The following is a 17040-nucleotide window of genomic DNA, read 5'->3' as shown; positions in this document are numbered from 1 at the left end:
GCTATTGCAAAGACAGGTAAATTTTTTCCAATTATGCTCTATATTTTGCTATGTTTACGTTCCGTTTAATTACTCAGGAGTATAGGGCATAGCCCGCTATATGGACCGTCACCGACGTCTTTTCACCTTCCGGCACGCGTTTGCCGCCGCCACCTGCTACGTCTTTTCACCAGCAACAAGTGTCTCGTCTGTGCATGACACAGCGATGACTACGCCTGTCGTTAACTGGAGCTGCTCATGGAATTCTTAATGGATCCCTCTATTTGGGCCGGTTTGCTGACGCTTGTCGTCCTTGAAATCGTACTGGGTATCGACAACCTGGTGTTTATCGCCATCCTTGCCGACAAGCTGCCGCCAAAGCAGCGGGACAAGGCGCGCCTGATCGGCCTCTCGCTGGCGCTGTTTATGCGCCTGGGTCTGCTGTCGGTTATTTCGTGGATGGTGACCCTGACGAAACCGCTTTTCAGCGTTGCCGATTTCTCGTTTTCCGGACGCGATCTGATCATGCTGCTCGGGGGGATATTCCTGCTCTTTAAGGCGACCACCGAACTGCATGAACGGCTGGAGAACCGCCAGCATGACTCCGGTCATGGTAAAGGCTATGCCAGCTTCTGGGTGGTGGTACTACAAATCGTGGTACTGGACGCCGTGTTCTCGCTGGACGCCGTGATTACCGCGGTCGGGATGGTTAACCACCTGCCGGTGATGATGGCGGCGGTGGTGATCGCGATGGCGGTGATGCTGCTGGCTTCGAAGCCGTTGACTAATTTTGTCAACCAGCATCCGACGGTGGTAGTGCTCTGTCTGAGCTTCCTGCTGATGATCGGCCTGAGCCTGGTGGCTGAAGGTTTTGGTTTCCATATACCGAAAGGTTACCTGTACGCCGCGATTGGCTTCTCGATAACCATCGAGTTCTTTAACCAGATTGCGCGCCGTAACTTTATTCGTCATCAATCGACCCTGCCTCTGCGCGCGCGCACTGCCGATGCGATCCTCCGTCTGATGGGCGGGCGTAAGCAAAGCGCCGCGGCGCATGATAGCGATAGCGCGTCCGTCGTGCCGATCCCCGAAGGCGCGTTTGCGGAAGAAGAACGCTATATGATTAACGGCGTGCTGACCCTGGCCCAGCGTTCGTTGCGCAGCATTATGACCCCGCGCGGGGAAATTAGCTGGGTAAACGCCGAGCAAAGCGAAGAGGAAATTCGCCGTCAGCTGCTCTCTTCACCGCACAGCCTGTTCCCGGTCTGCCGCGGCGAGCTGGATGAAATCATCGGTATCGTGCGGGCGAAAGAGATGCTGGTGGCGCTGGAAGCGGGTGACAATGTTGCCGCTCTGGCTTCCGCCTCGCCGGCGATTGTGGTCCCGGAAACGCTGGACCCGATCAATCTGCTGGGCGTGCTGCGCCGCGCCCGCGGTAGCTTTGTCATCGTGACTAACGAGTTTGGCGTCGTACAGGGGCTGGTTACGCCGCTGGACGTACTGGAGGCGATTGCCGGCGAGTTCCCGGACGCTGACGAAACGCCGGAAATTGTCATCGACGGCGACGGCTGGCTGGTGAAAGGTTCAACCGACGTGCATGCGTTGCAGCAGGCGTTGGGGGTAGACGATCTGGTTGATGAGGACGAAGATATTGCCACGGTTGCCGGCCTGGTGATTGCCGTCAACGGCCATATTCCGCGTCCGGGCGACGTGCTTGAGCTATCACCTCTGCAGTTCACGATTGTTGAAGCCAACGACTATCGCGTCGATCTGGTACGCGTCGTCAAGCTGCGACAGTATAACGACGAAGAAGAGTAACGGCTGATGCCCGTCGGCCCTCGGGCCGACGGGCATTTTTAAGCGTTCAGCTCCCGACGCTTTTCCGCCGCCAGCCACTGCGGAAAGTCCTCTACCGGCATCGGCCGGGCGTAGTAAAATCCCTGCAATAAATCGACGCCGTTGCCGCGCAGATACTCTTCCTGATCCCGGGTCTCTACGCCTTCCGCGACCGTCACAATCTTCAGCCGATGGGCGAGAGCAATGATCATGTCGGTCACCGTTGCGTTGACGCTATCAATCCCAATTGCGCTGGTGAAGGATTTATCGATCTTCAATACATCAGGACGCAGCTTTTCCAGCCAGGAGAGGGAGCTGTTGCCGGTGCCGAAATCATCGATAGCCAGCTGCACCCCTTTGAAATGCAGATGCTCGGCCATATGGTGGTCGCCATCCTGAAGCACGTCGCGTTCGGTGAGCTCCACCACCAGCTGCTGTACCGGATGGGCGCTGAACCAGTAGTGATGCAGATCGCGCAGCAGTTCGCCGTTGGCGAAATGGCGGGCGGCGACGTTGATGCTGATGTGAAAATGTTTGTCCTGCGGAAAAAGGGCTAATTTGTGGGCCGTCTGGGAGATGACATAGCGGGTGAGGGGAACGATCAGATTATAACCTTCGGCTATGGGGATAAATACCTCCGGCGAAATAGCGCCTCTGCGTGGATTATTCCACCGCAGCAGTATCTCAACGCCGCAGCACTGACGGGTGCGCAAGTCCTGTAGAGGCTGGCACCAAAGCGTGAACTCGTGGGCGGCAATACCGAGATTAATTTCCCGGGAAAAGCTCATTCTTCCCGCGGTCGCCAGCCAGGCGATGCCGGTCATTAACAGGCTAATTATCAGCGCCAGGGGCAGTTCGGCCGGTAGCTCATTGAGGGCCACCGCTGAGGCGCCCGGCCCGCTGACGTTAATGGTGAAGGGAAACTGCGTCGACGACTGGCGGTAGATGATTTGCTCGCCCGGCAAGGATTCCTGTTTAATCAGCCCGGAACCGCTAATAAAGCTTTTATCGCCAATGCTGAGGCCAATGCCGGTAATTAATGGCGATTTTGCGTTAAAAATTAACTCGCCCAGCAGCTCGATATTGATCACCAGCAGCACGCCGTCGGCGCCGCTAAGCGAAGCGGGGTACCACTGGATAAGTACCGGCGTCCCTTTAAGCAGCGATGCGTCGTAGCTGAAGGTGAGCAGGGCGTGATTGGTGGGGAGCGCCGGCTGTAACTGGTGAACCGGAATATTTCGTTGGCCAAAAATACTCGAGCAATAGAGCAGGTCAGACTGGACCAGCGCGATAGAACGTACCGTTTGCAGCGACGCCGCCAGCTTACGTAACGTGAGGTGGACGTCCTGACAGGGATGGTTCACAAGTTGCAGCAGCGTGGCGTGCTGGGCCGCCAGGGGCCGCAGAATATTATCCATCGCGGCCACCATTTTATTGGTGCTGAGCTGGACGCGCTGCTGATTTAAGCTACGCTGCGAAATAAATCGTATCACTAATGTTGTCGTCAGGGTCAGTAGCGCGACCAGCAAGCAAACCAGGATACGTTTCCTGCGGTAGGTTGTGATAACTTTTTGTGCAGTCTGCATGCGCGACGCCCTGTCGGCTAAAAGTGTTAATGAGAGTAACAGCCGTTATAGAGCAAGTGTAGTGGGCGCAGATAATAATATAGCGTGGAAAAAGAAGAATGCGCCCGAGGGCGCATTCTGTAGGATACGGATTAGTCGCACTGAACTTTAATCGCCAGGCCGCCGCGCGACGTTTCCCGGTATTTGGCGTTCATGTCTTTACCGGTCTCGTACATGGTCTCAATGACTTTATCGAGCGAGACGCGCGGCTCGCTGGTGCGGCGCATGGCCATCCGGCTGGCGTTGATCGCTTTGACGGAGGCAATGGCGTTACGTTCGATGCACGGCACCTGTACCTGGCCGGCCACCGGGTCGCAGGTGAGGCCAAGATTGTGCTCCATGCCGATTTCCGCCGCCACGCAGACCTGCTCGGGGCTGGCGCCAAGGATTTCCGCCAGGCCCGCAGCAGCCATCGAGCAGGCCACGCCCACTTCGCCCTGACAGCCCACCTCCGCGCCGGAAATGGACGCGTTCATTTTATACAGCGTGCCGATAGCCCCTGACGCCAGGAAGTAACGAATATAGATATCCGGGCTGACGGACTCGATAAAGTGGTCGTAGTAAGCCAGCACCGCCGGCACGATGCCGCAGGCGCCGTTCGTCGGTGCCGTCACCACGCGTCCACCGGCGGCGTTTTCTTCGTTGACCGCCAGCGCGAACATGTTGACCCAGTCCACCACGTTCATCGGATCGTGGGAGAGCTTATCGCTGGCAACCAGCATCCGCCGCAGCGCCGAGGCGCGACGAGGCACGCGTAGCGGGCCGGGCAGAACGCCTTCGGTATTCATTCCGCGATCGATACAGGCGCGCATGGTCTGCCAGATATTGGCAAAATAGTCTTCAATCTCTTTTTTGCTGTGCAGCGCCAGCTCATTCTGCATCACCATGCCGGAGAGCGACATGCCGGTCTCTTTACAGTAGCCCAGCATTTCCTGAGCGGATTTAAACGGATAGGGTACGGCGAGTTCGCTGGCGCTCTCTTTGCCGAAATGCTCTTCATCGACGATAAAACCGCCGCCGATGGAGTAATAGGTTTTGCTGTAGATTTCTTTCTCGCCAGCCCAGGCATGAATGGTCATGCCGTTTTCATGCAGCGGCAGGTTGTCGCTGCGAAAACGCATGCCGTCATTCTGCGGGAAGTCGACCTCATGCTGCCCCTGGGCCAGCAGCAGGCGACCGCGCGTTTCAACGTCGCGGATAAATGCCGGTATCGCGTCAATATCGACCGTATCGGGCTGATTGCCCGCCAGTCCCATAATAATGGCGATATCCGTATGGTGGCCTTTGCCGGTTAATGACAGTGAGCCGTAGACGTCAACCGCCACGCGCGTCACTTCATTAAGCAATCCCTTTTCGACCAGGTCATCGACGAACTGTTTACCGGCCTTCATCGGCCCTACAGTATGGGAAGATGAGGGGCCGATCCCCACCTTGAACATGTCGAATATACTAATCACGCTAACACTCCTGACAGGGTTGTCGCGGGTGCGACAACGATGTAATCACTGCGCATAGTGTAAGAGGGAACCGGGTCATCAGCTTATCTATTCACATGAATTAAACTAATGGATAACCCCGGATTTACTAATGCTGAGAACGCCGTCTCAGTTTGAGTATAGCTAAGGACGGGCGCCTATCTGTAGCGCCAGCTCGCGAATAATGCCGGCGGTCATTCCCCAGACAAAATAATGCTGGTACCAGGAGAGCCAGACGCGATGCGAATTGCCGCGGCGATGGATATCCAGAGGATGGTAGCGCCCCAGGCGCAGCGCTTCGGCCAGCGGCATTTCGAAGACCGCGGCCACTTCATCCTGGCTGGCGTGATAGTGCAGGTCAGGCGGAATAATCCCTACCACCGGGGTGACCTGAAAGCCGGTCACGCTATCGACCGGCGGCAGAACGCCAATCACCTCAACCGACTCCGGCGGGATCGCCACCTCTTCCTGCGCTTCACGCAGCGCGGCGGCGATTAGCGTTGCATCGCTGTTATCTACCGCGCCGCCGGGGAAGGCCACCTGACCCGCATGCTTGCGCATCAGCGGCGAACGCTGGGTCAGCAGCAGCCCCGGCTGCGGGCGGCGAACTATCGGTACCAGCACCGCGGCCTGGCGCTGGTTGAGCGCGTGGCGCGTGGGCTGCGGACGCAGAAGCTGAAAACGCGAGAGGAAATCGTCAAGTTCGAGGGCGCTGTCCGCCATGTTCTAGCTCTCCAGTTGATGCAGGATACGATTAACTTTATCAAAAGTTTCCTGATATTCCGCTGCCTCTTCGCTATCGGCCACAATTCCGCCGCCGGCGGAGCAGTAGAGGTGTCCCTGCCAGGCCGTCAGCGTACGGATAGTAATGCTGGTATCCATGTTGCCGCAGAAGCTGATATAACCGATGCTGCCGCACCACGCGTTGCGCCGCTGCGGTTCCAGTTCATCGATGATCTCCATCGCTCTGACCTTCGGCGCGCCGGTGATTGAGCCGCCGGGAAAGGCCGCGCGCAGCAGGTCGGCGGCGTGCAGATGAGCGGGCAGCCTGGCGGTGACGGTGCTTACCAGATGATGCACGGCGGGGAAGGGCTCCACCACAAACAGCTCAGGAACGCGAACGCTACCGGGTACCGCAACCCGGCCAATATCGTTACGCATTAAATCGACGATCATCAGATTTTCGGCGCGGTCTTTTGGCGAGTTCGCCAGCTTTTGCGCCTGCCGCGCGTCCTGCTCAGGGTCGGCCAGCCTGGGTAATGTCCCCTTGATGGGCCGGGTCTGAATGTCGCCTTGCCGGAGCTGAATAAAACGCTCGGGCGACAGGCTTAATACGGCCCCTTCATCCAGGCGAATAAAGGCGCTGAACGGCGCGCGATTGGCGCGGTTAAGCTGACGGAAGGCCTGCCACTCATCCCCGCGATAGCTCGCCGTAAACCGCTGCGCCAGGTTGACCTGATAGCAGTCGCCGCTGTGCAGATAAGCCTGAATCTGGCGGAACTTCTCGCCATACTCCTCGCGGCTCATATTAGCGCGCCACGCTGAGGTCAGGGTAAAGGTTGCCGCGATAGGCGCAGTCTGTGCTTCCAGCCACGCCAGGCGCGCCTGCGGATCGTCATAGCTGAATAACGACACCTCTCGGCGCTGATGATCGACGATTAACGCCCAGTCATAAATACCTACCGCCATATCCGGCAGTTCGATATCCGCATCGGCCCGCTCCGGCAGATGTTCAAAACGACGACCCAAATCGTAGCCGAACAGTCCCAGCGCGCCGCCGAGAAACGGCAGATGCGGATGAGGCTGCGGCTGCAGGTTACAGTGCGCCAGCTGCTGATGCACCAGCGTAAGCGGATCGGCGGCGGAGGTTGAGACGGTTTCCCCTTCGCATAGGGTGGTTAGTTGACCGTGAGTCACCAGCGTGGTGCGCGGCTGGGCGACAATGATGTCAAAACGGTTATGCGCATGTTCGGCAAAACCGGAATGCAGCAGCATCGCCCAGGGCTGGGAACTTAACGGGCTAAAATAGTATTCAGCGGCATCCGGACGCCAGGGCAGGGAAATCATAGCGGGGGACAACATCGTCTTCTTCAATCCTGATCGTTACCGTCCGCTGGTATACGCGCGGACGGCGTGAAATAATTACGCCCCACAATGTAGCAGGAGTCAGTCATGTTTGCAGGTTTACCTTCGCTGAGCCACGAGCAGCAGCAAAAAGCAGTAGAACGAATTCAGGAGCTGATGTCGCAGGGCATGAGCAGCGGCCAGGCGATTGCTTTAGTGGCGGATGAACTGCGCGCCTCGCATACCGGGGATCGGATTGTGGCGCGCTTTGAGGATGAAGACGAGTAAATCCCCCGTTGCGATCAGATGCCGCTTTCCGGGAGCGGAAGGATCGCATCAGGTCGTTTCCCGGGATCGTCGTACAGCGTTACGTGCGTGACGCGATCGCCGCGCCAGAAGGTAATGTGCGTACCGGCTGGCGTATGATGCACATTCACCTCCGTCAGCGGCGCGCGGTTAGCGAAATCCCACAGGCAGACGAAACGCGCCTGCGGCAGGTGATTGCGCATCACCAGATAGCTGAGATCGCGAATCGCCGGGTTATCGGGCGCCAGCCCTTGCCAGAGTTCACCATCGCCGGAAAGCCAGAGCGCAACGGTGTCTTTGTCGCGCGCAAAGTGGCGCGGCTGGCAGCCGTTCAGCGGGGTCATGGTGGCATTGGCCATATGCCGCAGCGGTCCGCTGAGCGAAAAAGGCTGCGGCGTACCGCTCTGGTCCAGCGCCCGCGCCGCCAGGTGCAGTGTCCAGTCAAGCTGCTGGCGATGCGGATTTTCCACGGTAGAGAGATCGATCAGTACCTCTTCAAGCCACAGCAGGCGACGGCGAAAGCGCACGCCTCGCCAGGCCGCCGCGTCCCACTCGATGCGGCTATGGCTGTTGAGCTCCGGCGGCGGCTTCCCCCAGTCAACCTCGCTATCCAGCCACAGAGAGTCGCTATCCATATGCCAGCCTAGCACCTGCGGATTGGCCGGAGGCTGGTTTGTCTGATTGACCGAAAGCGTATTGTGGGTGGCGCTGTTTTTGTAATAGTCATAGTGCATTTTCGCACCGTAGCCGGTGGTGCCCATATCCGTGAGCAGCCAGCCGTCGCGATGCCAGAGCATCAGCCCCAGCCTGTCGTAATGGTCGTGCTCGCCGCCCCAGGGGCTGTGCTTAATCAGCAGCGCCTGCTGCGGTCGCCGCCATAACGTCAGGCCGGCGCCGGGCGCAAACAGCGACTGCTGCGGGATCAGCGGCAGGGGCGTTTCCGGCAGGGGGTGTTCGCGCCACAGTAAGGTTTCACGCTCGTCGGGCGTCGTTTCGGTAAACTGCAGCACCGCGGCGTACTGCGGGTCACGCCAGATAAACCAGGCGAACTCGTAAAGATCCCGATGGTTGAGCTTCTCCTGCCCGGCGAGGCAGTCATTAAGCCGCGGGAAGGTGCCGTCCGGCAGCAGCAGCGACAGCGGGAACGTCAGCATCGCCTGATACCACGGGCCGTCCAGCAGGCTCCAGCGGGTGCCGCGCGCCAGCTTCTCAAAGGCCAGAAAGCCCTGCAGCGCGTAGTAGTGATAGTGAACGGAGCCTTCAAACCATAGCCCCTCCGCCAGCAGGCCATTTTCCAGCTGCCAGCGCAGGCCGTACGGCTGGTTCACGGCAAACTCCAGCAGCGTCTCATCTTCGAGGATGAAACCCAGTACGCCAAGCGCCGCGCTGATTTTAACCTCATGGTTATGGATCTGCGGACTACGATGGTCGCGCAAAAACGCTGCCGCGCAGCGCAGCAGGTTTTCACTGATGTGCCGCTGCTCGCCGGGCGCCAGGCTGTCGCGAATGAAGTCATAACCCAGCGCCATTTCCAGAATGCAGTTGGCTTCGCACAGCGTCTGGGCGTTCATCTTGCCCGGTCCGTTGTTGGGAATATCGCCGTGGATCTCATAGCCGGGATAGACATCCGCGTAGCCCATCAGCAGCGTGCGAACTTTATCGCGATACGCCGTTTCGCCGGTCAGCCGCCATAACAGGCCAAGCTGCTGACAGGCGCTGGCGTTACGGCCATTCATCTCGCGCCACCATGCGCCATCCCACGGTTCACCGCTAAATATTTCCCCATCGACCGGGCAGGCATGCTGGTGGGGCGTATCCGCCCGCCACGCCAGGCGCACGCCGTGGTGCGGACAAAAGTAGTAGAGATTCCAGCTGGCGATCCCTGACTGCGGAATGCGAACCGCTGCATCTAATACCGGCTGAGCATCCTTCACCAGCCGTTCAAGCAGTCCGCTATTCGCGGCTGCACGTCCGACAATGTCGGGCCAGAGCCCGGAGAATTGTTTCATTAGCGGTTATCCCTGACCTCTGACGATGCGGAAAGCGGGGCGATGAGCGTAGTGATATCGTCGGGGTATTTCGCCCGCAGCCACTGCGCTTTGTCACGGAACAGCGGATCTTCCGGCCAGGCGTGCGCGGCGGTGGCGATATTGCGCAGCGCTTTCTTGTCATCCATTTTATCCAGGTCCTTCCAGGGCCACGGCGTATCGCTGTTAATAAACCCGGCGATGTATTGATAGCCTTTGCGCAGGCTATGGTCGTCGAGGGTGAAGTTCCAGATATCGACGCCCGCCTTCTCGCCGAGCCTTCCCAGGCGGTTGTAGGCTTCAAGGTTAAAATTGCTGTAGTGCCACGGGCGCGTGCGCTCCAGTTCGGCCATCTGGCGGCCTTCAATATCAAATTGTCCCGCAATACGCCGCAGCTGGGTGATGTACAGGCGCTTTTTCGCCTCGTCGATTTTCCCGCTGAACAGGGCGAAGGCGGCGGCCTGCATATCGAAATAGCTGCCGTGATTGTTATGCCAGTTCTCTTCTTCAAAGCCGTTCTGGCTGGTGGTCATCCAGTGATAATAGTCACCAAACCACTGCTTCAATGCGCTAACGTCGTTTTCGCTCAGCGCATCGGAGGATTGCAGCAGGGCGATGGCGTCAACGACGTCAACCAGCGCGCGGCTATCAATAATGCCGATACCGCGTCCGGTATTGATGCCGGGAATGGCCTGGGCATGCTGCAGGTTGGGGGTCATGCGCGTTTTGGGATCGAGGAACCAGGTCTTTAACTGCGCCGCCGCCTTTTGCGCGTAGCGATCGTCGTGAGAGAAGTACCACGCCAGCGCCAGCGTTGACACGTCGTTACTCATCTTCACCAGCCGGTTCTTATCGGTGGCGTCGCTATTGGCGTCAGGGTTGGTTTGCCCATCTTTGCGAATATAAGGAAGCCCGTCTTTGGTATCGGGATTCGGCCACCAGTAAGGCGGAAAGCTGTAGTAGTCGTGCTTATTGCCGCTGGCGGCGACCAGCGTTTTATCCATCACCGAGAACAGCGGATGATTGAGCGCCAGATCGGCTTTTTTTAGCAGCGCCGCTTGCGCCTGAACAAATAGCGGATCTTTCGCGGCGATCTGCTGCCGGCTAAAGGCTAAATCCTTTCCGTCTAGCGTGTACGGCTCGGCGGCATACGAGGCGGCGCTCAGGCCGGAACAAAACAGCGCAATGCCTAACAAACCTCGGCGAGGTATTGAGTTCATCGTGATAACCCTTCTGCAAATATGAGAAAAGATAACAACAGAATTATACCTGACGCGTATTTAAAGAACGCGTGAAACAGGCGGTGTAATTAAAAACAATATATTTAAATATTCGATGGCGAGCAGTGTAAAAGACAAAGTGATTTTTTTTGTGATGTCCTTCAAGTTTAACGTTTTGGATAAATAATGACGCTTTTAATGCAGTGTACATCACGTTTTTTGCCATTTTTCTCTATTTTTTGAATCTTTTAACAAAATTAGTAAGATTATAATCAATTGATTTATATGATTATTTATTTTTTGTCACTTTTTTTGTCACTTCTCTGTGTGATCTGTCTCAATTTTCTTGTTTTTGAAACGCAATTTCTTTTTTATACGGTTGTATTGGGAAATACATTTCTATCTAATGAATGGAAATAATTCTTGCGCCAGCTGTATTAACGCCTGAGCGATATTCAAATTCTTTTACGTGTATTAATTGAGAATTTAATTACCTTTGTGCCCTACAATAAAGGATATGCCATCATGTCTGCCTGTAAATTACGTTCACTGTTACTTCTCACCGCACTCGGGCTCGGCGTTAGTCAAAGTTACGCCGCCACCACTCTCAACGTCTGGATCCGCGCCAGCAATGACTCGAAGAATATCTACAAACAGGAGGCGGAAAAATTTGAAGAAAAAACCGGTATCAAAATCGCGTATTTCAACGCCACCACCGACTTTGAACAGCGGCTGGCGCGCGCCACGGCGGGCAACGCCTTACCCGATTTGATTTTTAACGATGCGGCGTCGCTGGGGCAGTTCATCCAGCTGGGTATTGCCGAAGAAATTGACCCGCAGGCGATCGCGGGCGGCGACCAGCTATTCCAGACGGCATGGAAGAGTACCCGCTATATCGACGGTAAGTATTACGGCGTGCCGACCTCGGCGCAAACTTTCGCGCTCTTCGTGCGTAAAGACTGGCGTGAAAAACTGGGGCTGCCGCAGCCTAAGAACTGGGATGATATCCAGACGCTGGCGAAAGCCTTCACCACTCAGGATCCCGATGGTAACGGCAAAAATGATACCTACGGCTTTATCGTTCCCGCTTCCACGACGCGCGGCTACGCCAGCTGGTTTATGAGCAGCTTTATCTGGCAGGCGGGTGGTGATTTCGTTAAAGAAGAGAGCGGAAAATTCAGCGCTTCGCTCAATACGCCGGAAGTGGCTCAGGCGATGACCTTTATGCGCACCATGATGTGCGACAAAGTCACCCAGCCGGGCGCGATTAACGCCACCACCGCCGACGTTATTCCCTCCTTCCGCTCCGGGCAAAGCGGCATGTTCTTCAGCGGGCCGTACCATATCGCGCTGTTCGATAAAGACCCCGGTAAAGACAACTTCGAAGTCATTCCGGTGGCGGGGCCGAAAGGCGAAGCCACCCTCGCCGAGGGCACCACGGTCTTTATGATGAAGAGCAGCATACAGAAAGAGGCGGCGCGAAAATTTATCGAATTTATGATCTCTGCGGAAGGCCAGGAGATCGGCATGGGTAAAGGCAGCCAGCATATTCCGGTAGTGCGTCTGCCGGTGAATAAGAACGTCGACGTCAAAGCCGTGTATCAGGACGCGCGCTGGGAAACTTTCGCCAGACTTTACAATGAACAGGGACGCTACGTGCCGCAAATTCCCAACTGGACGCCGGTGCGCCAGGTGGTTGCCGACGGTTTTAACCGGATTTTTGCCGACTGCGGCAGCGATATTCCCGGCGAGCTGAAGACGCTCGACGGCAAGGTGAACGCTGAGCTGAAAAAACAAAATGTGCTGGCTAACTGAGGACATAGGTTATGACGCTGCATGAGACGAAGTCCTCGCCGATAAAGCAGGCCGCTTCGCCTGACTCGACCGGATGGCTGAGCGCAAAGCGTAAGCGGGCGCTGATCCCGTGGCTGTTTTTAGCGCCTGCGCTGATTATTTTTAGCTGGTTTAAGTTTATCCCGATGATTCAGGGTCTGGTGATGAGCTTTTACAAGGTTAACTTTAATCAGCCCAACGAGTGGGTGGGGCTCGATAACTTCACCCGCGCTTTTGCCGACGCAGAGCTGCACGCGGCGGTGGTGAATACCCTGCTTTACGTGGTGGTAACGATGTTCGCCGCGGCTATCCTGGCGTTTTTCCTCGCCATGCTGCTGGAAGGCCCGGCGCGCCATCTGCGCTTTATTCGAACCGCCATCTTTTTACCGGCGGTTACCAGCGCGGCGATCGTCGCCGAAATGTGGCGCATTTTGTTTAACCCGACGCCCAACGGCGTGGTTAACCACATCCTCAGCTGGTTTGGCGTCGCCGACCAGGGCTTTCTTGCCAGCTCCGATCAGGCGCTGGGCGTCATCATGCTGCTGCATATCTGGAAAGCGGTGCCCTACAACATGGTGATCTTTATTGCCGGCCTGGCGGGAATCAGCCGCGATTTATACGATGCGGCGAACGTCGACGGCGCCAGCTGGTGGAACCGCCTGCGCTACGTCACGCTGCCCGGCATGATCCCGGCGCTCTCGGTGGTACTGATGCTCTCCTTCATTCGCGGTTTCCGCGTGTTTGCCGAGGTGTACGCCACCACCGGCGGGGGACCTTCTAACGCCACGGAAATGGTCATGACCCACATCTACAAGCTGGGCTTTGAGCAGTTTGACTATGGCTACGCTTCGGCGGTGTCGTTCCTGCTGTTCACCTTCACGGTTATCTTAACCCTCTGTCATCTGACGCTGAAAAAACGTATCGCCCGTTACTAAGGAGCCGCGATGTTAAGCAAACGTTGGGATACAGCAGGGCGCTGGTGCATCTACGCGCTGCTGCTGATTGTCTTTGTCGGGCCGTTCTGGGGCATCGTCGCCACGGCATTCAGCGGCGCGCCGGTGAAGCCGGGCGAGCTGCTGGCCTGGCCGCATCAGTTCTCGTTGGAAAACTTCATCTTCGCGTGGATGGATATCGGCGTCTGGCAGTATCTGCTGAACTCCATTCTGGTGGTGTTCTTCGGCACCGTTCTGCAGGTGTCGGTCAGCGCGCTGGCGGCGTACGCCCTGGCGCGGAAGAAGTTTCGCGGCGTAGCGCTGGTGAGCCTGGTGATTTTGTCCACCATGATGCTGCCGGAAGAGGTCATCGCCATTCCGCTGTACATGATTATCAACTGGCGGCTGCCGCTGATCGACGCCTCGCTCTACAACAGCTATCTCGGAATGATTTTACCGGTCGTCGGCTGGGCGTTCTCCATCTTTGTCCTGACCGAATTTATGTCAGCGATACCGAAAGAGCTGGAGGAGGCGGCGCGGATTGACGGCGCCAACGAATGGCAGATTTTCTTCCACGTCATTCTGCCGCTGGTAAAACCGGCGCTCGGCACGGTGGTGACCTTCGGCTTTATTATGATTTGGGACCAGTACCTGCTGCCGCTGATTGTGGTCAACCAGGACAGCCTGAATACCATTCCGGTGATCCTCGGTACGCTGCGTACCGATGAGAGCATCACGCCGAACATTTTTATCGCCATTACGCTGCTGGCGATGCTGCCCAGCATCATCGTCTATCTGGGTCTGCAAAAACATTTCAATCGCGGGATTATGTCCGGCGCGGTCAAAGGATAAGGGGTTAACGATGGGATCGGTTGTATTAAATAGCGTGCGCAAATCATACGGGGATGCCCACGTCATTAAAGATGTGTCGCTGACGATTCCGGACGGCGAGTTCTGCGTCCTCGTTGGCCCCAGCGGCTGCGGCAAATCCACGCTGCTGCGCATGATTGCCGGGCTGGAGGAGATCTCCGGCGGCGAAGTGCATATCAACGAGCGTAACGTTACCGAGGTGGAGCCGAAGCTGCGCGACATTGCGATGGTGTTCCAGAGCTATGCGCTCTACCCGCAGATGACCGTGCGTGAAAATATGGGCTTTGCCCTGAAGATGGCTAAGCTGCCGAAAGCGGAAATCAGCCAGAAGGTGAATGAAGCGGCGGCGCTACTGGGGCTGGAGCCGCTGCTGGAGCGCCTGCCCAAAGATCTCTCCGGCGGCCAGCGCCAGCGCGTGGCGATGGGGCGGGCGATCGTGCGTAAGCCGCAGGTGTTCTTGTTCGATGAACCGCTCTCCAACCTTGACGCCAAGCTGCGAACCCAGGTACGCGGCGAGATCCGCGAACTGCATCGTCGGCTGAAAACCACCTCGGTGTACGTCACCCACGATCAGATTGAAGCCATGACCATGGGGCAGATGATTGTGGTGCTGCGCGACGGGCGAATAGAGCAGGCGGGGACCCCGCTGGAACTGTACGACCGGCCGGCGAATCTGTTTGTCGCCGGGTTTATCGGCTCGCCGGAGATTAACCAGCTGCCGGGCGTCGTGGTCTTGAACGGTAGCGCCGCCAGCCTGCGTCTGAAAGATGGCTCCCTGTTGGCTTTGCCCGCCGGTTTACGGGTCACCGATGGCCAGCAGGTGGTGTACGCCATTCGCCCCGAACAGGTCAACGTGGTTCATGAAGCGCGGGACGATGCGCTGGCGGCGAAGGTGACGGCGGTGGAGAACACCGGCTCGGATATGCAGCTCTTCTGCGATACCGGCGGCGGGGCGTTTACATCGGTGTTCAAACAGCGTCTGGCCGTAAAAGAGGGCGATAAGATCTGGCTGCAGCCGAAGCTCGCCGGCGTGCACCTGTTCGATGCGCAAAGCGGCCAGCGCATAGCCTGCCGGGAGGGAAATTAAGGTGGCGATGAAGCTGTACACCCTTGACGAAACCTGCCTGGAAAACGCCCGGGCGGGCCTGAAGCAGCCCTTCTCGCCGCTGCAGCTGGCGCTAAGCAAGCTGGTATCGGAGGCGGATATCCTGCGTCGGGAAGCGCCGGAAAGCGTGGTACATAAAAAGCTGCGCCCGGCGAGCGGCGACGCGCACGATTACTACAGCCTGGGGACCTACTGGTGGCCAAACCCGCGGCGGCCCAACGGGCTGCCCTATATTCGCCGCGACGGGCATATTAATCCGCAGTGTGAGAACAACGACACGGATACCTCGCGCATTATCCGCATGTGCGAACGGTGCCTGACCCTCGGGCTGGCGTGGTACTTCACCGGTCAGCGTCAGTACGCGCAGGCGGCGGCTGCGCAGATCCGCTGCTGGTTCCTTGATGCGGAAACGCGGATGAACCCGCATCTGAACTATGGCCAGGCGATCCCGGGGATTGTTTCCGGTCGCGGTACCGGGCTTATCGATACCCGCTTAATGTGGATGGTGGTGGACACCATCGGTTTGATTAACGCGGCGAGCGTGCTTGATACCGACGATATCATCGGCCTGCACCAGTGGTTCCGCGACTTTAACCACTGGATGTACTACAGCGACATCGGCCACTCTGAGTACGTCTGGCACAACAACCACGGCACCTGGTACGACGCTCAGCGGACGGTTAACGCGCTATTTTATGGCGATAAAGGGCTGGCGGCGCGGATCATCGAGCAGGGGATCACCCAGCGGATGGCGGCGCAGATTGACCAGGACGGCAGGCAGACGATGGAGCTGGAACGTACCATTCCGTTCCACTACTCGCTGTTTAATCTGGAGGCGCATCTGCTGCTCAACCGCTACGCCGAACACGTTGAGTTCGATCGCTGGAACGCCATCCGCGATGGGCGAGGCGTGAAGCAAGGGATTGATTACCTGGTGCCGTTTATCCGGGAACCGGATCTCTGGCCCTACAGCGACCTGCAGGGAATCGTGTGGGATAGCGCGCTGCGCGTGCTGTTGCAGTCAGTGCGGGGCTATGCAAAACAATCTGCCAGCTATCGTGAAGCGCTGAAATGTGTGCCGCAGGAGACGCTGCAGCTGAAGGAACAGCTGATGTGGTGTCCGGGCTGATAGAACAATGCTTCTTGCCTCCCGACGGCGCTGTGCCCGATCGGCCTGGCTGCTATGTAGCCCGGATAAAGCGTTTACGCCGCTATCCGGGGAATGCGCCGGATAACGGCTTTGGCGCGGCTTCTTCCCGGGCGGCGCTACGCTTGCCCGGGCTACGGGGCCACGCTGTCTTACACGGCGGCGATGATTTTAATCTCGACTTTGTACTTCGGATTCATCAGCTTCGCCTGCACCGTACAGCGCACCGGGGCATGACCGGCGACGACCCACGCATCCCAGGCCTGGTTCATCGCCGCAAAGTCTGCGCCGTCGGCAAGAAAAATCGTCGCATCAAGAATACGCGACTTGCTGCTGCCCTGTTTCTCCAGCACGGCGTCAATCTGCGCCAGGGTATCGGCGGTTTGCGCGCAGGCATCGGCGTCAAGGTTGGACGGCACGCCGGTGTAGTACAGCGTCTGGTTGTGAATCACCACATCAGACCAGCGGGCTTCGGCATCAATACGCGTAATGGTCATGTTTATTTCCTCTTTGTTCCGGTTCATTAAGCTGCGGCAAGACTGCCATAATGTTTCACCTGCGTCACTACCCGCACTGGCGAAAACGACTCCACCCTGACATAATCACTGTCCAAATAACCAG

Annotated in this window: 14 protein-coding genes; 7 read left to right on the top strand and 7 right to left on the bottom strand. The window is 57.5% G+C overall.

Annotated features, from left to right (window positions below):
* Positions 1-237 precede the first annotated feature (237 nt).
* Positions 238-1797, top strand: coding sequence for a CNNM family cation transport protein YoaE (gene yoaE / locus ABLU87_RS00245; RefSeq protein WP_004852040.1), 1560 nt, complete (start codon positions 238-240; stop codon positions 1795-1797).
* A 38-nt stretch (positions 1798-1835) separates the two neighbouring features.
* Here yoaE and ABLU87_RS00240 read toward each other — a convergent pair whose 3' ends face one another.
* The 4 genes from ABLU87_RS00240 to pabB all read right to left on the bottom strand — a co-directional run bounded on the left by ABLU87_RS00240 (position 1836) and on the right by pabB (position 6997).
* The gene (locus ABLU87_RS00240; RefSeq protein ID WP_064405631.1) at positions 1836-3401 is read right to left on the bottom strand and encodes an EAL domain-containing protein; all 1566 of its coding nucleotides are present in this window, start codon (positions 3399-3401) and stop codon (positions 1836-1838) included.
* Positions 3402-3532: 131 nt separating this feature from the next.
* On the bottom strand, positions 3533-4897 hold the full coding sequence (gene sdaA, locus ABLU87_RS00235; RefSeq protein ID WP_014229814.1) for an L-serine ammonia-lyase: 1365 nt from the start codon (positions 4895-4897) through the stop codon (positions 3533-3535).
* Positions 4898-5059: 162 nt separating this feature from the next.
* Entirely contained in the window at positions 5060-5638 is a 579-nt protein-coding gene (locus ABLU87_RS00230; protein ID WP_122116771.1) for a CoA pyrophosphatase, read from the bottom strand.
* Between the two features lie 3 nt (positions 5639-5641).
* Positions 5642-6997, bottom strand: a complete 1356-nt coding sequence (gene pabB / locus ABLU87_RS00225; RefSeq protein ID WP_122116770.1) for an aminodeoxychorismate synthase component 1 — start codon at positions 6995-6997, stop codon at positions 5642-5644.
* 90 nt (positions 6998-7087) lie between these two features.
* Between pabB and ABLU87_RS00220 the strand changes: the two genes are divergently transcribed.
* Positions 7088-7267 carry a YoaH family protein gene (locus tag ABLU87_RS00220; RefSeq protein ID WP_004103292.1) on the top strand — a complete coding sequence of 60 codons (180 nt, stop codon included), beginning with the start codon at positions 7088-7090 and terminating at the stop codon, positions 7265-7267.
* A gap of 14 nt (positions 7268-7281) precedes the next feature.
* Here ABLU87_RS00220 and ABLU87_RS00215 read toward each other — a convergent pair whose 3' ends face one another.
* Positions 7282-9294: a heparinase II/III family protein gene (locus ABLU87_RS00215; RefSeq protein WP_109241441.1), complete on the bottom strand. Its 2013-nt coding sequence runs from the start codon at positions 9292-9294 to the stop codon at positions 7282-7284.
* Positions 9294-10532, bottom strand: a complete 1239-nt coding sequence (locus tag ABLU87_RS00210; RefSeq protein ID WP_025106145.1) for an alginate lyase family protein — start codon at positions 10530-10532, stop codon at positions 9294-9296. The genes ABLU87_RS00215 and ABLU87_RS00210 overlap by 1 nt, the downstream gene beginning before the upstream one ends.
* Before the next feature lie 525 nt (positions 10533-11057).
* Between ABLU87_RS00210 and ABLU87_RS00205 the strand changes: the two genes are divergently transcribed.
* The 5 genes from ABLU87_RS00205 to ABLU87_RS00185 are packed head-to-tail and all read left to right on the top strand — an operon-like array spanning position 11058 to position 16401.
* Positions 11058-12347, top strand: coding sequence for a sugar ABC transporter substrate-binding protein (locus tag ABLU87_RS00205; RefSeq protein ID WP_048263761.1), 1290 nt, complete (start codon positions 11058-11060; stop codon positions 12345-12347).
* An 11-nt stretch (positions 12348-12358) separates the two neighbouring features.
* Positions 12359-13300, top strand: a complete 942-nt coding sequence (locus ABLU87_RS00200) for a sugar ABC transporter permease (protein ID WP_025106147.1) — start codon at positions 12359-12361, stop codon at positions 13298-13300.
* A 9-nt stretch (positions 13301-13309) separates the two neighbouring features.
* Positions 13310-14149, top strand: a complete 840-nt coding sequence (locus tag ABLU87_RS00195) for a carbohydrate ABC transporter permease (protein WP_009651976.1) — start codon at positions 13310-13312, stop codon at positions 14147-14149.
* A gap of 10 nt (positions 14150-14159) precedes the next feature.
* The gene (ugpC, locus tag ABLU87_RS00190; RefSeq protein ID WP_049069062.1) at positions 14160-15254 is read left to right on the top strand and encodes a sn-glycerol-3-phosphate ABC transporter ATP-binding protein UgpC; all 1095 of its coding nucleotides are present in this window, start codon (positions 14160-14162) and stop codon (positions 15252-15254) included.
* 7 nt (positions 15255-15261) lie between these two features.
* A complete protein-coding gene (locus ABLU87_RS00185) occupies positions 15262-16401 on the top strand; it encodes an alginate lyase family protein (protein WP_014229808.1) in 1140 nt (379 codons plus the stop codon).
* Between the two features lie 170 nt (positions 16402-16571).
* Here the strand turns inward: ABLU87_RS00185 and ABLU87_RS00180 are convergent, their stop codons facing one another.
* Positions 16572-16916, bottom strand: a complete 345-nt coding sequence (locus ABLU87_RS00180) for a RidA family protein (RefSeq protein ID WP_004113724.1) — start codon at positions 16914-16916, stop codon at positions 16572-16574.
* Between the last annotated feature and the right edge of the window lie 124 nt (positions 16917-17040).

Origin of the sequence: Klebsiella sp. CB_Kp196 (assembly GCF_040061575.1) — a bacterium.
Lineage (GTDB): Bacteria > Pseudomonadota > Gammaproteobacteria > Enterobacterales > Enterobacteriaceae > Klebsiella > Klebsiella michiganensis.
Note: the sequence above shows the minus strand (reverse complement) of the source record. Positions and strands in the feature narration are given on the sequence as shown.

Bases quoted from the DNA above. Each gene is read 5' to 3' on its own strand.
- ABLU87_RS00210 (WP_025106145.1), bottom strand. From the start codon at position 10,532: ATGAACTCAATACCTCGCCGAGGTTTGTTAGGCATTGCGCTGTTTTGT.
- ugpC (WP_049069062.1), top strand. From the start codon at position 14,160: ATGGGATCGGTTGTATTAAATAGCGTGCGCAAATCATACGGGGATGCC.
- ABLU87_RS00180 (WP_004113724.1), bottom strand. From the start codon at position 16,916: ATGACCATTACGCGTATTGATGCCGAAGCCCGCTGGTCTGATGTGGTG.
- ABLU87_RS00195 (WP_009651976.1), top strand. From the start codon at position 13,310: ATGTTAAGCAAACGTTGGGATACAGCAGGGCGCTGGTGCATCTACGCG.
- ABLU87_RS00200 (WP_025106147.1), top strand. From the start codon at position 12,359: ATGACGCTGCATGAGACGAAGTCCTCGCCGATAAAGCAGGCCGCTTCG.
- yoaE (WP_004852040.1), top strand. From the start codon at position 238: ATGGAATTCTTAATGGATCCCTCTATTTGGGCCGGTTTGCTGACGCTT.
- ABLU87_RS00205 (WP_048263761.1), top strand. From the start codon at position 11,058: ATGTCTGCCTGTAAATTACGTTCACTGTTACTTCTCACCGCACTCGGG.
- pabB (WP_122116770.1), bottom strand. From the start codon at position 6,997: ATGTTGTCCCCCGCTATGATTTCCCTGCCCTGGCGTCCGGATGCCGCT.
- ABLU87_RS00240 (WP_064405631.1), bottom strand. From the start codon at position 3,401: ATGCAGACTGCACAAAAAGTTATCACAACCTACCGCAGGAAACGTATC.
- ABLU87_RS00220 (WP_004103292.1), top strand. From the start codon at position 7,088: ATGTTTGCAGGTTTACCTTCGCTGAGCCACGAGCAGCAGCAAAAAGCA.
- ABLU87_RS00185 (WP_014229808.1), top strand. From the start codon at position 15,262: ATGAAGCTGTACACCCTTGACGAAACCTGCCTGGAAAACGCCCGGGCG.
- ABLU87_RS00230 (WP_122116771.1), bottom strand. From the start codon at position 5,638: ATGGCGGACAGCGCCCTCGAACTTGACGATTTCCTCTCGCGTTTTCAG.
- ABLU87_RS00215 (WP_109241441.1), bottom strand. From the start codon at position 9,294: ATGAAACAATTCTCCGGGCTCTGGCCCGACATTGTCGGACGTGCAGCC.